This window comes from Wolbachia endosymbiont of Folsomia candida (assembly GCF_001931755.2).
Classification (GTDB): Bacteria; Pseudomonadota; Alphaproteobacteria; order Rickettsiales; family Anaplasmataceae; genus Wolbachia.
In genome coordinates, this window is the sequence record NZ_CP015510.2 from 348,567 (window position 1) to 367,330 (window position 18,764).

The following is an 18,764-nucleotide window of genomic DNA, read 5'->3' on the forward strand; positions in this document are numbered from 1 at the left end:
TCATATGGAAATACTGCAAAAAAATGGTTTCTTTATTATCAAAAATCTTGTTCCTTTAGAATTAATCACTCAGTCTTTAAATGATATAACAAATACAATATCAAAATTATCTCAAGAATTAGGTGTTTCAACTTCTAACTATTTAAACTGCACTGGAAGATGGGGAACATCATCTCAAGTAACTAGAATTGTATCCCAAATATTAGATGAAATTATTAAAAATTATCTTGAAAAGTCACTTCAATGCCAGATTCTTCAGAAGAAATCAAATATTATATGTAAAACTGCTGATTTAATAGATGCAGTTCCCTTCCATCAGGATATCTCTTATAGCTTTAATGATCCTTATCATTTTTCTGTTTGGCTAGCTTTGAATAATGTTAACGAAGCTTCAGGTGTGCTGCAAGTTATAGAAGATAGTCACAATTGGACAATACAGCCTTTAGTTGATTTTTGGCATCCATACTTTTGTGATCAATACTCGAAGAATCGAAAAGATTACAAAATTAAGTCACTACCTATCTCAGCAGGAGACGCAATAGTTTTTGATTCACGGTTATGGCATGGTAGTGATAAGAACATAGATGCTAGAGATAGGTTTGCCTATGTTACAAGATGGATTATAAAGGATAAAAGTCTTCCTTGCACACCTAAACCTCAGCCTTCGGGTTTTGGTATATTAAATTGTGGTGAATTAACAGAATCTATACTTAGAAAATGCTTATCATTATTTAATCAACAGGAAGGCATAGAGAAAAAAAGCATGGAAGAGCTTATCAAGAGCTGGTTAGCTTTTCTTACAGATGAAACTAAAAATATTTCTGGAGTTAGTACTGCTAAAGCTAAGCAAGATTTATATAAGTTACTTATCCTAAATCAAGCGTCAGCACTACATGATGCTGGAGACATCTCAGGAAAAATATACAAGAATTTATGGTTTTCACTACTTCTATTTCTCAATAAAAAAGTCAATATGGTAGAGTTGGCATTATAAATGAACAAAAGTAGAACTAGTAATTTCAAGTATATATTAGTGTTTATTTTAAGTATGTTGTCCAAGTTTAAGCTCAACGTGCTTATAATGCTTCTAATTGCTTTGGTAGTGGCTATCGATTTATCTTTTAGAAAATACCTAGTAAAAGATATCTTAGATACAGCTGTAAAATATCAAGAAGGTAATGTTATTGAAAATCTCTTGTTACCTGTAAGTGCTTACATTTTTATGGCATTACTTATCACTACTGCTTTTAGATTTTATGGTTACTTTGTTGATATTCGAATGTTTACCTCACTACGTGAGAAAATAGCAGATATGTCTTTTTATAGGCTGCTTCAGCAAGACCATTCATATTATCAGGATAATCTATCTGGAAGTTTAGTACATAAGGCTAGTAACTTAATGGATAGTGTAATAGAGTTAATAAGATTATTTATAGACTGTTTCTTTAGTTATAGTATAGCATTGATCTTGGCTATTTATACTTTATCACTAGTAAACATAAAATTTGCAATAGCTACATTTACTTGGGTAAGTATTTTTACTTTAATCTCAATTTTTAGCTTTCGAACACTTACTGGGTTAGCTGATAATCATTCTCAGCAAAGTTCACAAGTTATAGCCAGCATAGCTGATAGTATTTTAAACATTATATCAATAAGGTTATTTTCTCAGAAAGCATATGAGAGACGTAAATTTTCTTACATATGCAAGAAAAAGACCTTTTCAGAAAGGAAATTACAATGGGCATACTTTTGGCTTTGGCTTGTATATGGTTATTCATTTGATTTACTACAAGCAGTAAGTTTATATTTTTTAATTCATGACTATCAATTGAACAAGATTGCAATAGGAGATATTGCGCTTGTACTTGGAATTAACATATCTATCATAGAGTTTCTCAATCATTTAACTAGAAACCTTGCTCAATTTTCTGCTCACTACGGCAAGGTTTTAGATGCACTACCCATCCTAATCACTATACCAGAAATTCAGGATAAACAAAATGCTAAGAGATTAACTGTAGTAAGCGGGAAAATAATATTTAATAATGTTGATTTTTCTTATGAAGATAAGGAACCATTATTTCAAAATTTTTCAGTCACCATCAACCCTTACGAAAAAGTAGGGCTAGTTGGTTATTCTGGTGGTGGTAAATCTACTTTTATAAGCTTAATCCTAAGGTTATTTGATGTCAAAAAAGGTAACATACAGATTGATAACCAAGTAGTATCAGAAGTTACACAGAGTTCTTTGAGGCAACAAATCTCTGTAGTACCTCAAGATCCATTGTTATTTCACGATACTATTTCAGCAAATATCATGTATGGTAACCCTCTATCTACTAACGAAGAAGTGATAAAAGCTGCTAAATTAGCTGGTATTCATGATTTTATTATGACTCTGCCAGATCACTATAAAACTACAGTTGGAGAAAAAGGCATAAAGCTATCCGGAGGAGAAAGGCAAAGAATAGTAATAGCAAGAGCATTTCTAAAAAACGCTCCGATATTATTTCTTGATGAGCCAACGAGTCAGTTAGATTCTATAACAGAGAAAACAATTCAAATGGGCTTATTTAAGTTAATGGAAAACAAAACTACCATTACTATAGCACACCGCATTTCTACACTTTTACATATGGACCGAATTCTAGTATTTGACAAAGGAAAAATTGTACAAGATGGTAAACACATTGAACTAGTTTCCAAGCAAGGTCTTTATAAAGAACTTTGGGATGCACAAATTGGCTGTCTATATATCAAAGAAAACAATGAAAAAAACTATTGATCTGAGAAGTGATACTACAACTTTACAAAGCCATAATGTTATACATGCAATAAGTAATGCAACTGTTGGAGACTTTGCTTACGGTGAAGATAAAAGCTGTAATGACTTATCAGAATATTGTAAGAAGTTATTCAAAGTAGAAGAAGCATTGTTTGTAACTAGTGGTATGCTTGCAAATAGGTTAGCTATTGCTAGTCAAACGAGTCCAGGTGATGAGCTGATCACTCATTATAATTATCATGTTAATTTTTTCGATAGTGCAGGCAATGCAAAAGTGAATAACATAGTGTTTAACTGTATTAGGAATAGTAGTGGAATATTAGATGTTAATGAAGTAGAATATGCTATTAATTCTAAGCCGAGATATAAAATTTTTGCTCAAGTGAGTTTGGTTTCTATAGAAAATAGTATAAATGGGTTTAACGGTAAAATTTATCCTTTTGAAAAACAGGTAGAGTTATATAACTTCTTAAAAGCTTACAATATAAATCTTCATTTAGATGGTGCAAGAATATTTAATGCTCATGTTGAAACAAATATTTCTTTAGCTGATTATGCTAAGCATGTTGATACAATGAGCTTTTCTTTCACTAAGGGACTTGGGGCTCCTTTTGGTTCAATGCTTATGGGTAAAAGAGAGATAATTGAAAAGGCTAAGAAGTTACAAGTTTGGCTGGGTAGTGGTTATCATCAGATAGGGTACTATGCTAATGCAGCAAAATACGTACTGCAGAATAATGTGTCTAGGCTTAAAGAAGATAATGAGCTCGCTAAATTGTTTGCAGACAAAATTAAGGAAATTCCATATATCAAGCTAATACTGCCTTATCCAGAAACTAATATAGTAAGCTTTAGTATAAAAGAACTCAATGTGACTAATGAAGTTTTTTTGAGCCAGTGTCAAGCTTATGGTTTACTGTTGTTTCCTTGGCTTGAGTCTCACATAAGAGCAGTCATCCACTTAGGCATAGAAAAGGCAGATATTGTAAATGCTGCTGAAATTATAAAGGAGGTTGTATTAAATTTGGTATGAAAATAAGAATAGATTTCTTTAGTGATTCAAATACTAATCCTTCAATTGAGATGAGGGAAGTAATGGCTAAAGCAGAAGTTGGAAATGAAGCTGCATGTGAAGATCCGACAGTAAATGAATTAATAGAAGCCACATGTAAAACACTAGGTAAGCCAGCAGGAATATTTTTGATTTCAGGGACGATGTGTAATGTGATTGCTTATAAAGTACATATTCAAAGACCAGGTGATTATCTTATACTTGATGAGACTTCACATCCATTAATAGTGCAATCTGGATTAATTGCAGCCCAGGCACATGCAACTCCTTTACCTATTAAAGGAACGAGAGGAATATTTACTGAAGACCAAATTATGGACTTTATTATTCGTCCTAGCTTAAGAAATGTCCCAAAAGTTGGGTTAGTATCCATTGAACAGACAACAAATTTTGGTGGTGGGGCTGTATGGCCTCTAAAGTACATTCAAGAAATTTCAAGTCTATGTAAAAAAAATAACGTGCTTACTCATTTAGATGGTGCAAGATTATTTAATGCTTGTACTCATACTAAAATTCCTCCGAAAGAGTATGCAAGTTACTTTGACTCTGTATTTATTGATTTTAGCAAAGGATTAGGTGCCCCTATGGGAGCAGTGTTAGCTGGAAGCAAAGAATTCATAGAAAAAGCTTGGTACTATAAATTTCAAATTGGTGGAGCTATACATCAAGCTGGCATTATTTCTGCTGCATGCTTATATGCTTTATATAATAATATAAATTCCTTAGAAGAAGATCATAAAAAAATGCAACACCTCATAGAAAGCCTGAGTTCTATAGATCAAGTTATAATCGATACTGACATTTATAAGACTAATATAGCGTATTTCTCATTACGTGCTGATTCTATGTCTATTCAGAAATTAATAGATACACTAATGACTAATTATGGAATTAGAATGGCCAACATAAGAGGTAAGATCAGAGTTATAACGCATAGAGATATAAGCTATGAGGATATTAATACAACTGCATCTACTATAAGGAAAATACTAAGTGAATAATTTCCATTGTTATTAATGTTCTACAGTAACAGTTTGCAAACTCCTCGTAATATTATACCAATATAGTATTATGCTAATTATTGCATAATTTATCATAGAGCTATTTTGGAAATAGGTGTGAACTGTATATTCTTTCAGTATTTACTGTTTTTTTGTGGATATGTGCTACTTTATTTATCAAGACAAAGTATACCAATTGCTCTACCACTGTTAATAGATAATGAATTCATGAATCATGTAAAATTAAGCTATTTTTTTGCATGCTTTTCTTTTTTTTACGGAGTTTCAAAATTTGTTAACGGGATAATAATGGACTTCAAAAATCATCCGTTATTTATGTTTGGATTATGCAATGTTGTAACTGGATTATCAACCATTGGTATAGTCCTATTATATAATAACCTAACCTTATTGCTGTTAACATTAATATTGTTAGCTTGTGCACAAGGAGTAGGATGGCCAGCTATTACTAAGTTTATGGTTACAAATTCTAGTATCTCTTCAATTGCATCATTGTGGGGAGTTATGAGTGTATCTCAGCAACTTGGTTCTTGCCTTACTTTAATTGCGTTACCAAGCATAATTAAAATACATGGTGCGAAAAGTGCATTTTTATATTCTGGTCTTCTATGTTTATTTTTTGGAATTTACATAACAATAAAAGCGTACCACGAGAAGAAGTATCATCTTGCTATTTATAAAATACAGAAACCTCACATTTGTGCAAGAGTACCAAATCCTATATGGTTTCTATGTTATGCCACTTTTTGCACTTATATTATTAAAATGGGAATCTTTTTTTGGTTTCCTATAATTTTGCAAGATAGATTACAGATTTCTCTTTTACAATCCTCATTAATAACAGGTGTATATGATTTAGGTGGAATTCTTGGAACTTTAATCACGGGAAGAGTTAGCGATATGTATTTCTCTCAAAATAGAAGCTTGCTGGCATTACTTTACATGTTAAGCATAGCACTTACTTTTATTGTAATGAACTTTTGCCAAAACGTAGTTCTTATGAGTTTTTGGGCAGCTCTGTCAGGATTTTTTATATTTGGGATACAAGTACTAACAGGTGTCATAGCTGTAGACATTGCTCCACAAAATAATGTATGTACAATTGTAAGCTTGACAGGGTTATTTGGATATATTGCAAGTTCAATATTTTCATGTGTAGTTTTAGGGTTACTGGTGGAATATTTTGGTCACAACATGATGTTCACATTCTTTTTTATTTGTTCTGCTGTTGCATCTGTTTGCTTTTTCGTATTATCAAGCAGAAATTCCAAACAACTACACAAAGTTAATATAAAGAGCATCTATTAACGTTAGACTTCGCAGATAAGCTTAGCCTTTTTGCCTATAGAGTAAACATTGTAACCGTACCTTAGCAATAGTTCGCTATCTAACAAGTTACGAAAGTCAAAAATATTAGGTATAGCCATAACATCTTTTAAAATTATAAAATCTTGATTTTTAAACTCTTCCCACTCCGTTAACAACAACAAAGCTTCTGCATCCCTTGCTGCTTCTGTAGCATTGTTGGTATACTCTATATCCTTTAGAACTTGTTTGGCATTATTTGTTCCAACTGGATCATAGGCAGTGATTTTAGCATTATTACTTGCTAATAGTTTTGCAATAGCTACAGCTGGACTGTTCCTAATATCGTCAGTACCAGATTTAAATGTTAGTCCCCATATAGCTATTCTTTTGTTTTGTACACCATTTAGTACAGTCTCTATCTTTTTAGCAATGTTAATGATATGATTAAAATTGGATTCATTTACAGAGTGTAAAATTTGCAACCTTACATTATGCTTTTCCGCAAGTCTTATTAAAGCTGATATGTCTTTAGGGAAACAAGATCCTCCAAAACCTGGCCCAGCTTTTAAAAATTCTTTGTTTATCCTGTGATCCATCCCTATACCATCAGATAAAAGATCAATATCTGCTCCTAATGTCTCACATAAACCTGCTATCTCATTTATAAGAGCAATTTTTGTAGCTAGAAAGGCATTAGAAGCATACTTTATCATTTCAGCAGTAACTGTATCAGTGACTATTAACGGAATATTTCTATCTGTGAATGACCTATATATAGCTTCTAGCTTTACTCTAGCCTGCTTGGTTTTTACTCCTATTATTATTCGATCTGGATGTAAAAAGTCTGATACCGCAGAGCCTTGCTTAAGAAATTCTGGATTAACTCCTACATCACGGTTATAGCCCTCATTAAGTAAGCAATTATATATATTTTCTGTAGTGCCAGGAGGAACAGTTGACTTTATAACTATTAAACAATCTTGAGTAACTCTTTTAGAAATTTCACTTACTGACTTATACACATTCTTTAAATTTGCACTACCTAGAGAGTCTGATGGGGTATCTACAGCTATAAATACTACTTCTGTGTTAGGATTAACTTGAGAATATGAATCGAAAAATCTTATTCTTTGTAATTTTATATTGTTTTCTAGATAGTCTGCTAATCCAGGCTCATATATGGGAATTTTCCCTGACCTTAATGAATCAATCTTTCGAGTACTTATATCAATACAATCAACGCTATGACCCTGTTCTGATAACATAACACCAGATACTAAACCCACATATCCTATCCCTACAATAGTTACATACATTATTACTACTCCCCAATATCTCTCAACGCAGTCCATCTATCTAAAATACCATAACTTACTTCATACCCTTAATTATTTTATTCTCTGAATAAACTATAAACAAAGTTGATGGTATTAATATTAAAGTACCATACAAAGCACTTTTATCAGGTAATTCATTAAACATCATGTATGTTACTACTACAGAAATTATTAGTTCTATGTATCTATATGGTGCAAGAGCAGTAGCGTCAGCAAAGGTAAAAGCCTTTAATACGAAAAACAGAATTAAATTTGAATTAACCCCTAAGATAAATAGCAGAACTAATTCTAACAAAGAAGGCATATGCCAATAAAATAGCAAAGGTACAGCAGAAAAAACAGTTGTTGTTAGAGCTGAATAAAATAACATACTTATTACTGATTCCTTGATCACAAGTTTCTTATTAAGTATGTCTAATATAGCAAAGATGAATGCAGATACAATGAAAATAAGAATTTTAGGGTCGCAATCTTTACTATAAGCTTTTGTAGTAATAGCAATACTGGCAAAACCAATAACAGTGACTACCCATCTTTGCCAAATTATATTTTCATTGAGTAAAGGTATTGCAAGAAGTATAATAAATAATGGTATAGAGAAGCTTATAATTGTTGCAGTTACTATAGGCCAAATAGTCAACCCATAGGTCCACAAGGTCATTCCACAAAATAACAATACTCCTCTAGCTATCTGAATAGATATTTGACTTGTTTTAAAAGTCTTTATTCCGTAGTAAAACATAAAAGGTATAAGAGTAATAGTGCTGAATAAAAAGCGGAAAAAAATTACTTCAAAACTTTGTAGGTATAAACCTAGATATTTTGATATAGTATCATTAGCCACGCTGCTAAGTAAGCTGAGTATAAACCAAACAACTCCAACAAAATAAGCTTTCAACATATAACACATAAAACTTCCCCAACAAACTGCTATTACGCTTTCATATAACCTCACTGCATAAAAGATTTAGAGTGTTCCATAGCCACGCTGCTAAGTAAGCTGAGTATAAACCAAACAACTCCAACAAAATAAGCTTTCAACATATAACACATAAAACTTCCCCAACAAACTGCTATTACGCTTTCATATAACCTCACTGCATAAAAGATTTAGAGTGTTCCATCTTCTATCAATTGTTTTTCACAAAGGTAAAAGTGGCATTATTATACCAGATGTGGATTAATTACATAATTTTAGTGGATTTAGAGACACATGGATAATTTTTTTGTAATTCTAGTAAAAAAAACTCCATTAAGATAGATATTATGCCATAAAAAATGTAGATCAGTAAACTATTGTTAATAAATATTGAAGCAGTTCTTAGCAACTTGGTATTAAACATTTTGCCTGTCGCTGTAGATCTTAATTGTGGATATAATAAAAATAGTTTAGCTTAATTCTATCTAGTCTATTAAGCACATTTCTATCTTCACTTTGATATTGATACTAATTGTTAATTTTCTTGATAAAAAAAAGAATTAACTTTTGGTTTTTTAACTAAAGTTATAAAATAGGTAAATGTTTTAATAATATCTATTACTGTACAATATTAAGTACCTACAGCATGAAGCTCAAGCTATGATAGAATCCAATCACAAAGTTATAGATGCGTTTTGCAAAATTGCAGTTCAATATACCTGATTAATTTTTTACCTATTGTGCGTCCAGAGAAGGCGATATTGTAACAGTTGCACGAGCAGGTGATGTAATACCTAAAATTGTAGAAGTAGATAAAAGCGCTCGCTCTCCCAACGCGCCTGAATTTGTATTTCCTAAAGTTTGTCCAGAATGTGAAAGTAGCGTACAAAAGGTTGAAGGTGAAGCAGCAATAAGATGATCAGGTGAATTCTGTAGAGCTCAAACAATAGAAAAGTTAAAATATTTTGTTTCCAAGGAAGCTTTTGCCATAGTTGGGCTTGGAGATAAACAAATAGAATTTTTCTATGACATTGGCTTAATTAAGCAAATCCCAGATATTTTCACCCTAGAAGAGCGGCTAAATGAATTTAACTTGGAAGAACAACATGGTTGGGGAAAGCAATCTATAGCTAATCTACTTAATTCCATTAATAGCAAAAAAACAGTAAGTTTGGATAGATTTATATCTTCTTTGGGAACTAGATACATTGCTCAAGGTACAGCAAAACTACTAGCAAAGCATTACGTTTCTTGTGAAAATTGGCATAACTCGATGATTAAGCTGCAATACTATGAGACTTTCTCTGAGTTAATGAGTATAGAGGGCATTGGAGAGAAAATTGCCGAATCTATCAGATCATTCTTTTCCGATCAGCAAAACATAAATATGTTAAATAATCTTGTGTCTCATTTGAAAATTCTTCCAATGGACAACAACAGAAATAGTTCCCCTTTAAGTAGAAAAATTATTGTTTTTACCGGAAGTTTATCAACGATGGACAGAAACGAATCTAAGGCAAAAGTAGAATCTCTAGGTGGAAAAGTTACTTCAGACGTATCGCGTAGCACGCACTTCCTAGTTGTTGGAGATAAGCCTGAATCCAAGTACAAGAAAGCTTTAGAGTTAGGTATAAAAATATTAACTGAGGATCAGTTGTGCAAACTAGCTAGTTTTCATTGATTTATATAAAGCTTCTGTTAATTTCATATTAATTTTGATATAATAATTTGATATAATAATAAGATAAATGGAAATTTTAAATATTACTAACACTAATACAAAAGAAATATTGGTACAAATGATAAATAAAGCAATAGATGATAATAAATGGAGCAGCAAAGAAACAGCACATATATTACAGACAGCTCTCTCAGACATTTCACGCATTAGAAGGTCAAAAGCTGCAAATTTTTCATTAGCGAGGCTTTTAACTTTTTTAGTGAGATTAGATTACAGGGTAACAATTTCAATTAATATTAAAGAGGCTATAAAACAAGTTGAATATTTTGAACTTACAGCGACTTCTGCCTTAGCATAAAATCATGCAAAAATGGAAGATTTACGTATTGGGCCTTTAGATGCATTTATAGTGGCTATAACAAAAGATAAGATAAATGACCATCCAACCCTAAAGCGGTGCTCTAAAGTGATATAAAAGAGCCAGTTTAAAAATGAATACACTTGAAATTAGAAATTAAGTCTAAATTCACCATTGCAGTGAGAATGATAACAAAACCAAATTTGTATTTATATAAATTACTATTTTCTATCTAAAAATTTTTATCCATAACTATTAGGCATGGCCTTTAAAGTCTAAGCATCCATTTTTAACCTAAGCTTTTTTAACAAACCATTCAAATTGCAACCCTTCTTACTAAGATATTTAACTATGTCAAAGTTATGAGTTGCAGCAGCCAGATCCATAGCAGTCAAGCCATCACTGTCAGTAGTATTCAAATCAACACCTTTTTCTACAAAGTATTTTACTACATCCAACCCACCATTTCTTACACTCCAGTGTAGAGGAATATTGCCATCACTATCGATAATGTTAAAGTCAGCACCTTGCTCTATTAAATATTTTGCTATATCCCACTCACTATCTCTGACAGCTAAGTGCAAAGAAGTGTTACCATCCTTAGCTATAGCATTTATATCAATCCCTATTTCTATAAGATATTGTACTACATCCAAGTTTCCCCAGTAAGCAGCCAAGTGTAGAGTAGTATTACCATATTTAGTGATAGCTTTAAAATCAGCCCCTTTACCAATACATTCTTTGACACTATTGAGATTACCTTGTTTTACAGCATAAAATAGCTCTTCATTTAAATGTTTGGTAGAAATCATAATTCTAAATTCCTCCTGTACTTTAAATCAAGCTCCTTTCTCCATCATATATTTCATTATATCTGAATGACCTTCTTCACTAGCCAAGCTTAGGGGAGTATCACCATTGTTGCTAGTTGTTTTAAAATCAGCACCTTTTTCTATCAGATATTTTACTACATCAAATTTTCCTTTCTTAGCAGCACAGTGTAGGGGTGTTTCTCCCCATCTATTAGCATTAAGGTTAGCACCTCTTTCTACAAGATATTCCACTATACTTAAATAACCCTGACCTGCAGCTTCATGTAGAGCAGACCACCCACCTTGATTGGTAGCATTAATATTAGCACCTTCTTCTACTAAATATTTTAATACTTCTAGATGATTATGAAAAGCAGCACTATGCATAGGAGTTAAACTACCATTTTCAGCAGCTTTTAGATCAAATCCTTTTTTCATTAGGTATTTCACTATATCTAAGTTTCCTACAGCAACAGCTTCATGCAAAGGAGTTTTACCATGATCAATACCAGATACAACATCAGCACCCTTTTCTACGAGATACTTTACTATCTCCAATGAACCCCACCTTGCAGCTCTATGTAAAGGTGTTGAACCACAATTATTTACAGCTGTAACATCGCACCCTTTCTCTTCTACAAGATATCTTACTTTTTCCAACTTACCTGATTCAGCAGCATAGTGCAGTGGTGTATCACCGTGATGATCACTAGCCTTACAATCAGCCCCTTTTTCCACTAGTTCTTTGACCCTATTAAGACTATATATTCCTGCAGCATAAAGTAGATCTTCATTTAATTCTCTATTAGAAGCCATAATATTCCACCTTATTTAGCCCATAATTTTACTTTATAAGCTTTGTATTGTCAACTTGCTATTACTATAAATATAGTGTATAATAATAAAAATTTATCCTTGTTATTATGGTACTTTCAAAGCTGCTTAATCCAAAAAATGACCTTTCCTTCAAAAAAGTCTTCGGCTCTGAGAAGAATAAAGATATTCTTGTTCACTTTTTAAATGATGTCCTTAACCTTACTGGCGAGTCTCAAATTATAAAAGTTATTTTTTCACAGACTGTTCAAAATCCTGAGATTATTTCTAAAAAGCAAAGTATTGTTGATATACTATGTACCGACTTTCTAGGTATTCAATATATTGTTGAGTTACAAGTTACTAAATATCCTGGTTTTGAAAAAAGAGCTCAATACTATGCTGCTCATGCTTACTGCGATCAAGCTCATGTTGGTGATCAATACCATGATCTTAAAGAAGTTATCTTTATTGCCATTGTCGATTACATTATATTTCCTGATAAGCCAGAGTATAAGTCTGACCATGCTATTTTAGACAGAAAAAGCTATGAACATGACCTAAAAGACTTCCACTTTACTTTCATAGAGTTACCTAAATCTAATAAAACTAAAGAGGATGAATTAGATGATGCTGTATCAAAATGGTGCTGGTTCTTTAGGTATGCAACAGAAATAGAAGAGGAAGACAGAGAGAAAGTATTTGAGAAATATCCTATAATCAAAAAGGCTTGTGATGCGCTAAATCAATATTATTGGTCTGATCAGGAACTGATGGAGTATAACCATGAAGCTAAACGTCTCCGTGATGAATCTGTTGTTTTACAACATGAAGTTCAGTCTGCTAAAACGGAAGGCATCCAAATCGGTGAAGAACGTGGTAAAATCGAAGTAGCAAAGTCAATGCTTGCTGATAATATGGATATTAACACCATTGCTAAATTCACTGGACTATCTGCTGACGAAATCAAAAAACTTCAAAAGGAGAATACTCACTAAATTCTTACAGATGGATAACTTTTGGGTTATATAAAACAGCTAAAGGAAGATAAAACGCTGTAATTTTTAATTAATCAATAATACCTGCTAGTATATTAGCCATATTAGTGTAAATATTAGAATATCATTAAATCCAATTTTTTCTTTTTCGGTATTGGGGTTTTAAGGGCAGTTATAGAGGTACTTATATAGAGATACATAAATACGATCTGAGTCCAGAATGGCTTCCTATGGTCATGTAAAAAGGTCATCTCCAAACTTAATACCACCAATATTTTAAATTAGACAGAGCATTGCTACTGTAAAGAGAACTATAACCAACACTACCTCAAAACAATCAAGCTTTCTTGAAACACAGTTGCTTCACTAACCTTTCCCTTTCATCTACCAAATTAACTGGCTTAATATATTTTTCTTCGATCTCAAGCATTTCCTTTTCCCGTTCTTTAATGCTGGATTGTATTACTTCAGTTGGATATTTGCTTTTTCCGCTTTCAAGTTCTGACTTTAGCCTTCTTACCTTGTATTCTAGCTCTTCAAATTTTTCATGTTTCTTGAGAAGCTCTACCATGTTATTTATATCAGAAAGTAGATCTTCTCCCTTTGTCTTTTTTGTAATCAAAGAAAGCAGAAACTTATCTATTTCATAGTCAACCTCTGACCGATTTGCAAATAACTCTATGGGATCTTTGTCAAACTTAAAATTACACAAAAAGCTGCAAAACCTTATCTTCTTTTCAAGGTAATTTTTCATATCCTTTGAAAGGTTCAACTCTTCGCAAGCCTTTTCTAGCAATGCTACCAAACCCTTTGGATCTACCTTTCCTTCAAAATCACCGTACAGTAGAACTATCAATACGTGCTTAACTAACTCAACATCATTTGATTTGATTGCTTGGTAAAGCGCTTCCTCTTTATTTTCTCTTAAGTCGTAGAGTTTCGATGAATCACCAAAACTAAACAGATAATTGGTTAACCCATCGCTCTCTACTACGATATTTGCTTCCTTCAGTGGGTTTTCATCATCAAAATCCTTAAGTACTCCTCTATCGCAGACTTCTTCTATCACAACTACAATTTCACTAAGTTTTTTCAGCTTATCAATATCATGATTTTCAGTCGCATCTTTTGCTTCCTCCATTACCTGCCTATAAAGTTCTTGTTTCCCTTTATTATCCAAGCTTTCACAATGTTTTTTGACTTCTAGAGATGTCTGCAATAGTAGTTTCATAGTTAATCCTTAAATCTTACTACAGTAACTTATTTTCAGCAAAGCTCCTATGATTGTTGTCAATTATAAATTTCATATTTTGTAAAATCTTTAAAAACCCAGTTATTTTTAAGTGTGTAGAAAATTTCTGTCAGCAATTTCTCAGCAGCTCTAAATTGCATAAAAGTCAATAATGATTTTTTGCATTACCCAAAACATTTTCTGATATAAAATTCAGCTCTAATACAATTTTTTATTTATTACTGTGCCATCTGATTCAATCAAAAGTTGTTTCATTGGCAACAAAAACACCAAGTTTTTAATTAATCTTTTTTAAATTAATGTAGCTAATGAATATGTGTATAAGTATGTCCCCACATATTTTAAGTACTTATGCACATATTCATTAGCTTATAAAACTAAGGTTCCATATTTTCCTTCACGATTATTATCCAATAAAAAATTCAAATTTTGTGAAATCTTTAAAAATCCAGTTCTTTTTAAGCGTATAGAAAATGGTTGTCAGGAATTTCCTAGCAGTAGCAATAATGGCCTTAGCAGAACCACGCCTTTTTTTCACATTTTCATAGAAACTTTTCAAGTAAGGACTATAACGTATAGCACGATAACTTCATAATACACCTCCTTCAATTTGTTTTTGTGATTTCAACCTTGCAATTGCTATTTTAGAAGAGCTCTCAATACGTTTTTTTAACTCCAGTTCTTGTTCTAAACTTATCGATATCCAGAACCTTTCACCAATACGTCGTGCATTAATAAACTTACGTTCAATCCAATAACGTACTACGTAATGACTGACATTGAATTTTTCTGCAACTTGTTTCACTGATAACTCTTCTTCAGATTTTTGATTACATAGTGCTGGGATCTTATGTTTAAATCGAATCCATTTCATACTTTTTATAGTAAAAGGATTACCTTTATTTGTTGTCAGCCCCTCTTGGTTTAACAAACTAATAATTTGTTCATCAGTCATTGTTTTCGATAGCTGTCTTATCCGATCAATTATATCATCTGAATGCCTCCATCTGTCATAGGATTTTTTTGGCAATTGCACCTCTAAGTCCTCTATAGCATTTGTTTGCCAGCGTATATGTAGTACTGCTTTTTGTTCACTACGTAGTTTTTCAACAGTAATATCCTTAACTAGAAGTCGTAAAATACGCTTTCGATCTCTTGCACTTGTTGATTCTGCATTCCATAAGCGTGGTAAGTCCTGAGCTAGTGCCAACACTTTCTCTTTTTGTTGTTTTGTAGCTGTAAGTACATCATTTTTCTTATATTCATCATATTGATTCTGTGCTTCTTCCAATGCTATTAAAGCTTCGTTCCAACGTTTCTCCAATGTTCCAGCTACTAGGCGATTTGATGGGTCTACTTCTTCATAACGTCTCTGTGCCAGTTGTACTTCATAATCTGCTCTTTTTATCTGCATTTGCCATTGTTTATCTAGCATGTGACCTCGTTGCTCCAATTCTTCAAATGCTTTTACGGCAATCTCAATTTGCGCAGGTTCCATGACTTCCAATACTCTTTTTACGATAGCTTCATCCAGAGGATTTCCATAAACAGAAAAACAACTCTTACTATCTTCTCCCCACTTCTTTTTCCAATTACATTCATAAACAGCAAGAACACCACCTTTGCTCTTATACCTTACAGTAAGACGACAGCCGCAGTAACTACAAATTAATAATCCCTGCAATAATCCCAATCCTTCTCGTACTGCTGTAGGTAGCATATTCTCTTCTCCACTGGTTTGATTATTTGCTAAAACCTTTTTATTTGCTACATATTCTTCCCACGTTATATAACCTTCGTGGTGGTTTTTTATCATTGTATGCCAGGCTTCTGTCGGTAGGCGAACTACTGTTGTCTTGACCAATCCAGTACTTGATAATTTTTTCTGATATTTAAAGCGACCATAAACATAAGCTCCAGCATAAGAAGGGTTTTTTAATACTGAACATACCCTAGAATGTGTCAGTGCTCCCCATATTAACTTTCCTTTCCAAATACCACCATATGCTCGTTTTGGAAACTGTATTTTGTTCTTACCAAAATGATGTACTACTCCATAAGCACTGCCCTTTTCTTTAAATACTTTAAACAATAATTGAATCACACTTCTTACTTGCTCATTATCGTCAAATCTAGTATTACCTTCATCATCATAGCAAAATCCTACTGGGAGAGGAAATCGAAGCTCTCCTTTCTTAGCCTTATTTACCTTACCTCCTAAAAGTCTAGCACGGATGAAATGCAACTCTGCGTGTGATATCGTTCCTTTTAGCCCAAGTACCAATTGGTCGTTGAAGTCATTAGGATTGTAACAACCATCTTCATCTATAATCAATGTATCTGTTAAAGCACATAATTCCAGTAATCTATGCCAATCACTGCAAGATCTAGATAATCTCGACGCTTCCAGTACAAACACGGCTCCTACTTTTCCCATTGATACATCAGCAACTAATATTTTAAAATCTTCTCGATTATTAGCTTGAGCTCCTGAAATCCCTAAATCATCATCTAAAACTCTTATGGCATTCTGAGACCATCCCATTTGTTGCGCTTTATCTTTCAGTTTATACTGCCTTTCAGTACTCTCCTGATTGAGCCTTACCTGTCCCATTGTTGATTGCCTTAAATAAACGTATGCTGGTTTTAATATATGGTGGTTCTGAATTTTGTGTGCTGTCATTATTAATATCCTCCGTTTTAATCAATTGTTGTTCCACTATTAAATACTCATGCAACATGTTTGCTATACAAATAGCTATCCTGGTAGCATCTACTGATATTACGGAGGTTTTTCCTTCCAATGGCATAATTTCTTTCCTATAATCGTTTCTGTGTTAGTCATTAATCAACCTCTTTGCTATTTTTAGCTTGATCAAGATTGGTAACTAATTTAACTAACTGCTGAAGATGGGAAAACGATAAAATAGGCGATAAATCAGTAAGGGTTTGATAAAGATTAGGATCTGCTTTGTCTGTCCAATCACGTGGAATGCCTACTGTACCACGCGTCAACGTTTTCAAACTAAATATATCCCGATTATTAAAGTTTTTTGTTGATAATATTTGAAAACTTTTCCCCTTCCATGGATGGAATGGATGAGTAATAGTAGCGTATCCCGAATATCGACTGGACTTAGGTGCAGTTAATTCTAACCATGGGTATGTTCAATGCTCTGAGTTTTCCTCCAGCTTTTGGTATTTCCTTCCTACGGTTCCTATTTGGGCTATAGGTTTTGGTTATTAGTTCGTGTCTTATTTGTTGGAGATACTTTTCTAAGCCTTCTGCTTCTATCGATTCGAATGTCACCTTATCAATTCCTGGTGCCCCATTACTCTTCTTTGTCAGCTTATATGCTTCTTCTAGTGTTTCCATCTTACAGACGTGAACATAGATTCCCCAGAATCGCCATTCCGGTTCTGCCTTCGCTTTGGTATATATCTTTCTTCTCAGGTCTTGTAATTTAATTGGCATTTTTATCATTTTTACCTTTACCTCCCTTTTGTTAAAAGATTCCTACTAGTAGGGTGCCTTTGCTCCATGAGCGTTACCTCACTTCATCACTACTACACACCCATCCGCCACCCTCTCATCTTCGGTTCATTTCCTGTTTTCCAGTTATAGAACCTACCGCTCCAAGGTATTTCTCCTTTGGATGAGGAGGGCTTCTCCAGTTGCTTTGTATGTCCTCATTACCATGCCATCACTCACACCCCGCTGAAGTAGAACAGTTGTATCAGCCGCATTTCAACTGCCTATTTTGCCTTCACCAGTAAACCGTTGGTTCAGCCTTCAGTACTTTGCTTTTCGAGGCCACCTATGTGTTCGTTTTCACTACGGCCTAGTAATTCGCCATTATCCTACGATAACGTTGTCGGTAGGCTTCAACATTTTGGTTTCCCTCCACATTGCTACCCTAGCTACAGGACTCCGACTCTTATCCTGGTGGGTCTGACTCCCACTGAACATACGTGCCTTTCCTGGACACACGATTTATAAGCATGACCTCTGCTGCCTCTACCTGAGTCAATTGATACTTAGAATTATGCTTGTTATATAGCTCATAATATCTATTCTTACATTTTTTATGTTAGATCGTACTTTTATAGTTGTTATATACTCTGGTCTATTTATTACTAAATTTAAATCGCAATTCAATCTCAATAAAAAAAGAAAAATACGCTCTAAAGAAAAGCTTGAAATTTTTAGATGTTTTAATCTAGATACCGTTGGTTGATTAACTTTAAGAACTTCAGCTACTTCTTCTTGGGACCAAGAATCTCTTTGTACTATAGTGTTGATTATTTTTACCAATACAATTCTAACATCCTTAATATTGCTTAAATCAAATTGTGAAGTTGGTGAAGTAACAGTAAATTTCATGACATTTTACTCAAGTAGAT

General features: G+C 33.1%; 16 protein-coding genes and 2 pseudogenes. 8 read left to right on the top strand and 10 right to left on the bottom strand.

Annotation, left to right across the window (positions count from 1 at the left end):
- Positions 1-4 precede the first annotated feature (4 nt).
- The 5 genes from ASM33_RS01640 to ASM33_RS01660 all read left to right on the top strand — a co-directional run bounded on the left by ASM33_RS01640 (position 5) and on the right by ASM33_RS01660 (position 6,190).
- Positions 5-994, top strand: coding sequence for a phytanoyl-CoA dioxygenase family protein (locus tag ASM33_RS01640; protein WP_110409329.1), 990 nt, complete (start codon positions 5-7; stop codon positions 992-994).
- Positions 995-2,788 carry an ABC transporter ATP-binding protein gene (locus ASM33_RS01645; protein WP_110409328.1) on the top strand — a complete coding sequence of 598 codons (1,794 nt, stop codon included), beginning with the start codon at positions 995-997 and terminating at the stop codon, positions 2,786-2,788.
- On the top strand, positions 2,772-3,821 hold the full coding sequence (locus ASM33_RS01650) for a threonine aldolase family protein (RefSeq protein ID WP_110410525.1): 1,050 nt from the start codon (positions 2,772-2,774) through the stop codon (positions 3,819-3,821). Before ASM33_RS01645 ends, ASM33_RS01650 begins: the two co-directional genes overlap by 17 nt.
- On the top strand, positions 3,818-4,861 hold the full coding sequence (locus tag ASM33_RS01655; protein WP_110409327.1) for a threonine aldolase family protein: 1,044 nt from the start codon (positions 3,818-3,820) through the stop codon (positions 4,859-4,861). The genes ASM33_RS01650 and ASM33_RS01655 overlap by 4 nt, the downstream gene beginning before the upstream one ends.
- Positions 4,862-5,023: 162 nt before the next feature.
- The gene (locus tag ASM33_RS01660) at positions 5,024-6,190 is read left to right on the top strand and encodes an MFS transporter (protein ID WP_110409326.1); all 1,167 of its coding nucleotides are present in this window, start codon (positions 5,024-5,026) and stop codon (positions 6,188-6,190) included.
- A gap of 2 nt (positions 6,191-6,192) precedes the next feature.
- Here the strand turns inward: ASM33_RS01660 and ASM33_RS01665 are convergent, their stop codons facing one another.
- Positions 6,193-7,506 (bottom strand): UDP-glucose dehydrogenase family protein, encoded by a 1,314-nt coding sequence (locus ASM33_RS01665; protein WP_110409325.1) that lies wholly within the window; start codon positions 7,504-7,506, stop codon positions 6,193-6,195.
- 55 nt (positions 7,507-7,561) lie between these two features.
- Entirely contained in the window at positions 7,562-8,437 is an 876-nt protein-coding gene (locus ASM33_RS01670) for a DMT family transporter (protein WP_110409324.1), read from the bottom strand.
- Positions 8,438-9,194: 757 nt separating this feature from the next.
- Between ASM33_RS01670 and ASM33_RS08860 the strand changes: the two are divergent.
- Positions 9,195-10,127, top strand: a pseudogene (locus tag ASM33_RS08860) (BRCT domain-containing protein); the annotation flags it as partial.
- Positions 10,128-10,194: 67 nt separating this feature from the next.
- The gene (locus ASM33_RS01680) at positions 10,195-10,485 is read left to right on the top strand and encodes an XRE family transcriptional regulator (RefSeq protein ID WP_110409323.1); all 291 of its coding nucleotides are present in this window, start codon (positions 10,195-10,197) and stop codon (positions 10,483-10,485) included.
- A gap of 275 nt (positions 10,486-10,760) precedes the next feature.
- Here ASM33_RS01680 and ASM33_RS01685 read toward each other — a convergent pair whose 3' ends face one another.
- Positions 10,761-11,297 carry an ankyrin repeat domain-containing protein gene (locus tag ASM33_RS01685; protein ID WP_110409322.1) on the bottom strand — a complete coding sequence of 179 codons (537 nt, stop codon included), beginning with the start codon at positions 11,295-11,297 and terminating at the stop codon, positions 10,761-10,763.
- Between the two features lie 27 nt (positions 11,298-11,324).
- Positions 11,325-12,113: an ankyrin repeat domain-containing protein gene (locus tag ASM33_RS01690; protein WP_110409321.1), complete on the bottom strand. Its 789-nt coding sequence runs from the start codon at positions 12,111-12,113 to the stop codon at positions 11,325-11,327.
- A gap of 107 nt (positions 12,114-12,220) precedes the next feature.
- On the opposite strand from ASM33_RS01690, the gene ASM33_RS01695 reads away from it, so the two are divergent.
- Positions 12,221-13,108 carry an Rpn family recombination-promoting nuclease/putative transposase gene (locus ASM33_RS01695; RefSeq protein ID WP_110409320.1) on the top strand — a complete coding sequence of 296 codons (888 nt, stop codon included), beginning with the start codon at positions 12,221-12,223 and terminating at the stop codon, positions 13,106-13,108.
- A 337-nt stretch (positions 13,109-13,445) separates the two neighbouring features.
- Here the strand turns inward: ASM33_RS01695 and ASM33_RS01700 are convergent, their stop codons facing one another.
- From ASM33_RS01700 to ASM33_RS01725, 6 genes and pseudogenes are all read right to left on the bottom strand, one after another.
- Positions 13,446-14,339 (bottom strand): hypothetical protein, encoded by an 894-nt coding sequence (locus ASM33_RS01700; RefSeq protein ID WP_110409319.1) that lies wholly within the window; start codon positions 14,337-14,339, stop codon positions 13,446-13,448.
- A gap of 427 nt (positions 14,340-14,766) precedes the next feature.
- A pseudogene (locus tag ASM33_RS01705) lies at positions 14,767-14,940 on the bottom strand (IS110 family transposase); the annotation flags it as partial.
- Positions 14,941-14,949: 9 nt separating this feature from the next.
- The gene (locus ASM33_RS01710; protein ID WP_110409269.1) at positions 14,950-17,043 is read right to left on the bottom strand and encodes a recombinase family protein; all 2,094 of its coding nucleotides are present in this window, start codon (positions 17,041-17,043) and stop codon (positions 14,950-14,952) included.
- 161 nt (positions 17,044-17,204) lie between these two features.
- The gene (locus ASM33_RS08300; RefSeq protein ID WP_157956406.1) at positions 17,205-17,468 is read right to left on the bottom strand and encodes a DUF5372 family protein; all 264 of its coding nucleotides are present in this window, start codon (positions 17,466-17,468) and stop codon (positions 17,205-17,207) included.
- Between the two features lie 28 nt (positions 17,469-17,496).
- A complete protein-coding gene (locus ASM33_RS01715; RefSeq protein ID WP_237342935.1) occupies positions 17,497-17,844 on the bottom strand; it encodes a reverse transcriptase family protein in 348 nt (115 codons plus the stop codon).
- Between the two features lie 543 nt (positions 17,845-18,387).
- On the bottom strand, positions 18,388-18,744 hold the full coding sequence (locus ASM33_RS01725) for an XRE family transcriptional regulator (RefSeq protein ID WP_110409318.1): 357 nt from the start codon (positions 18,742-18,744) through the stop codon (positions 18,388-18,390).
- Positions 18,745-18,764: the final 20 nt, after the last annotated feature.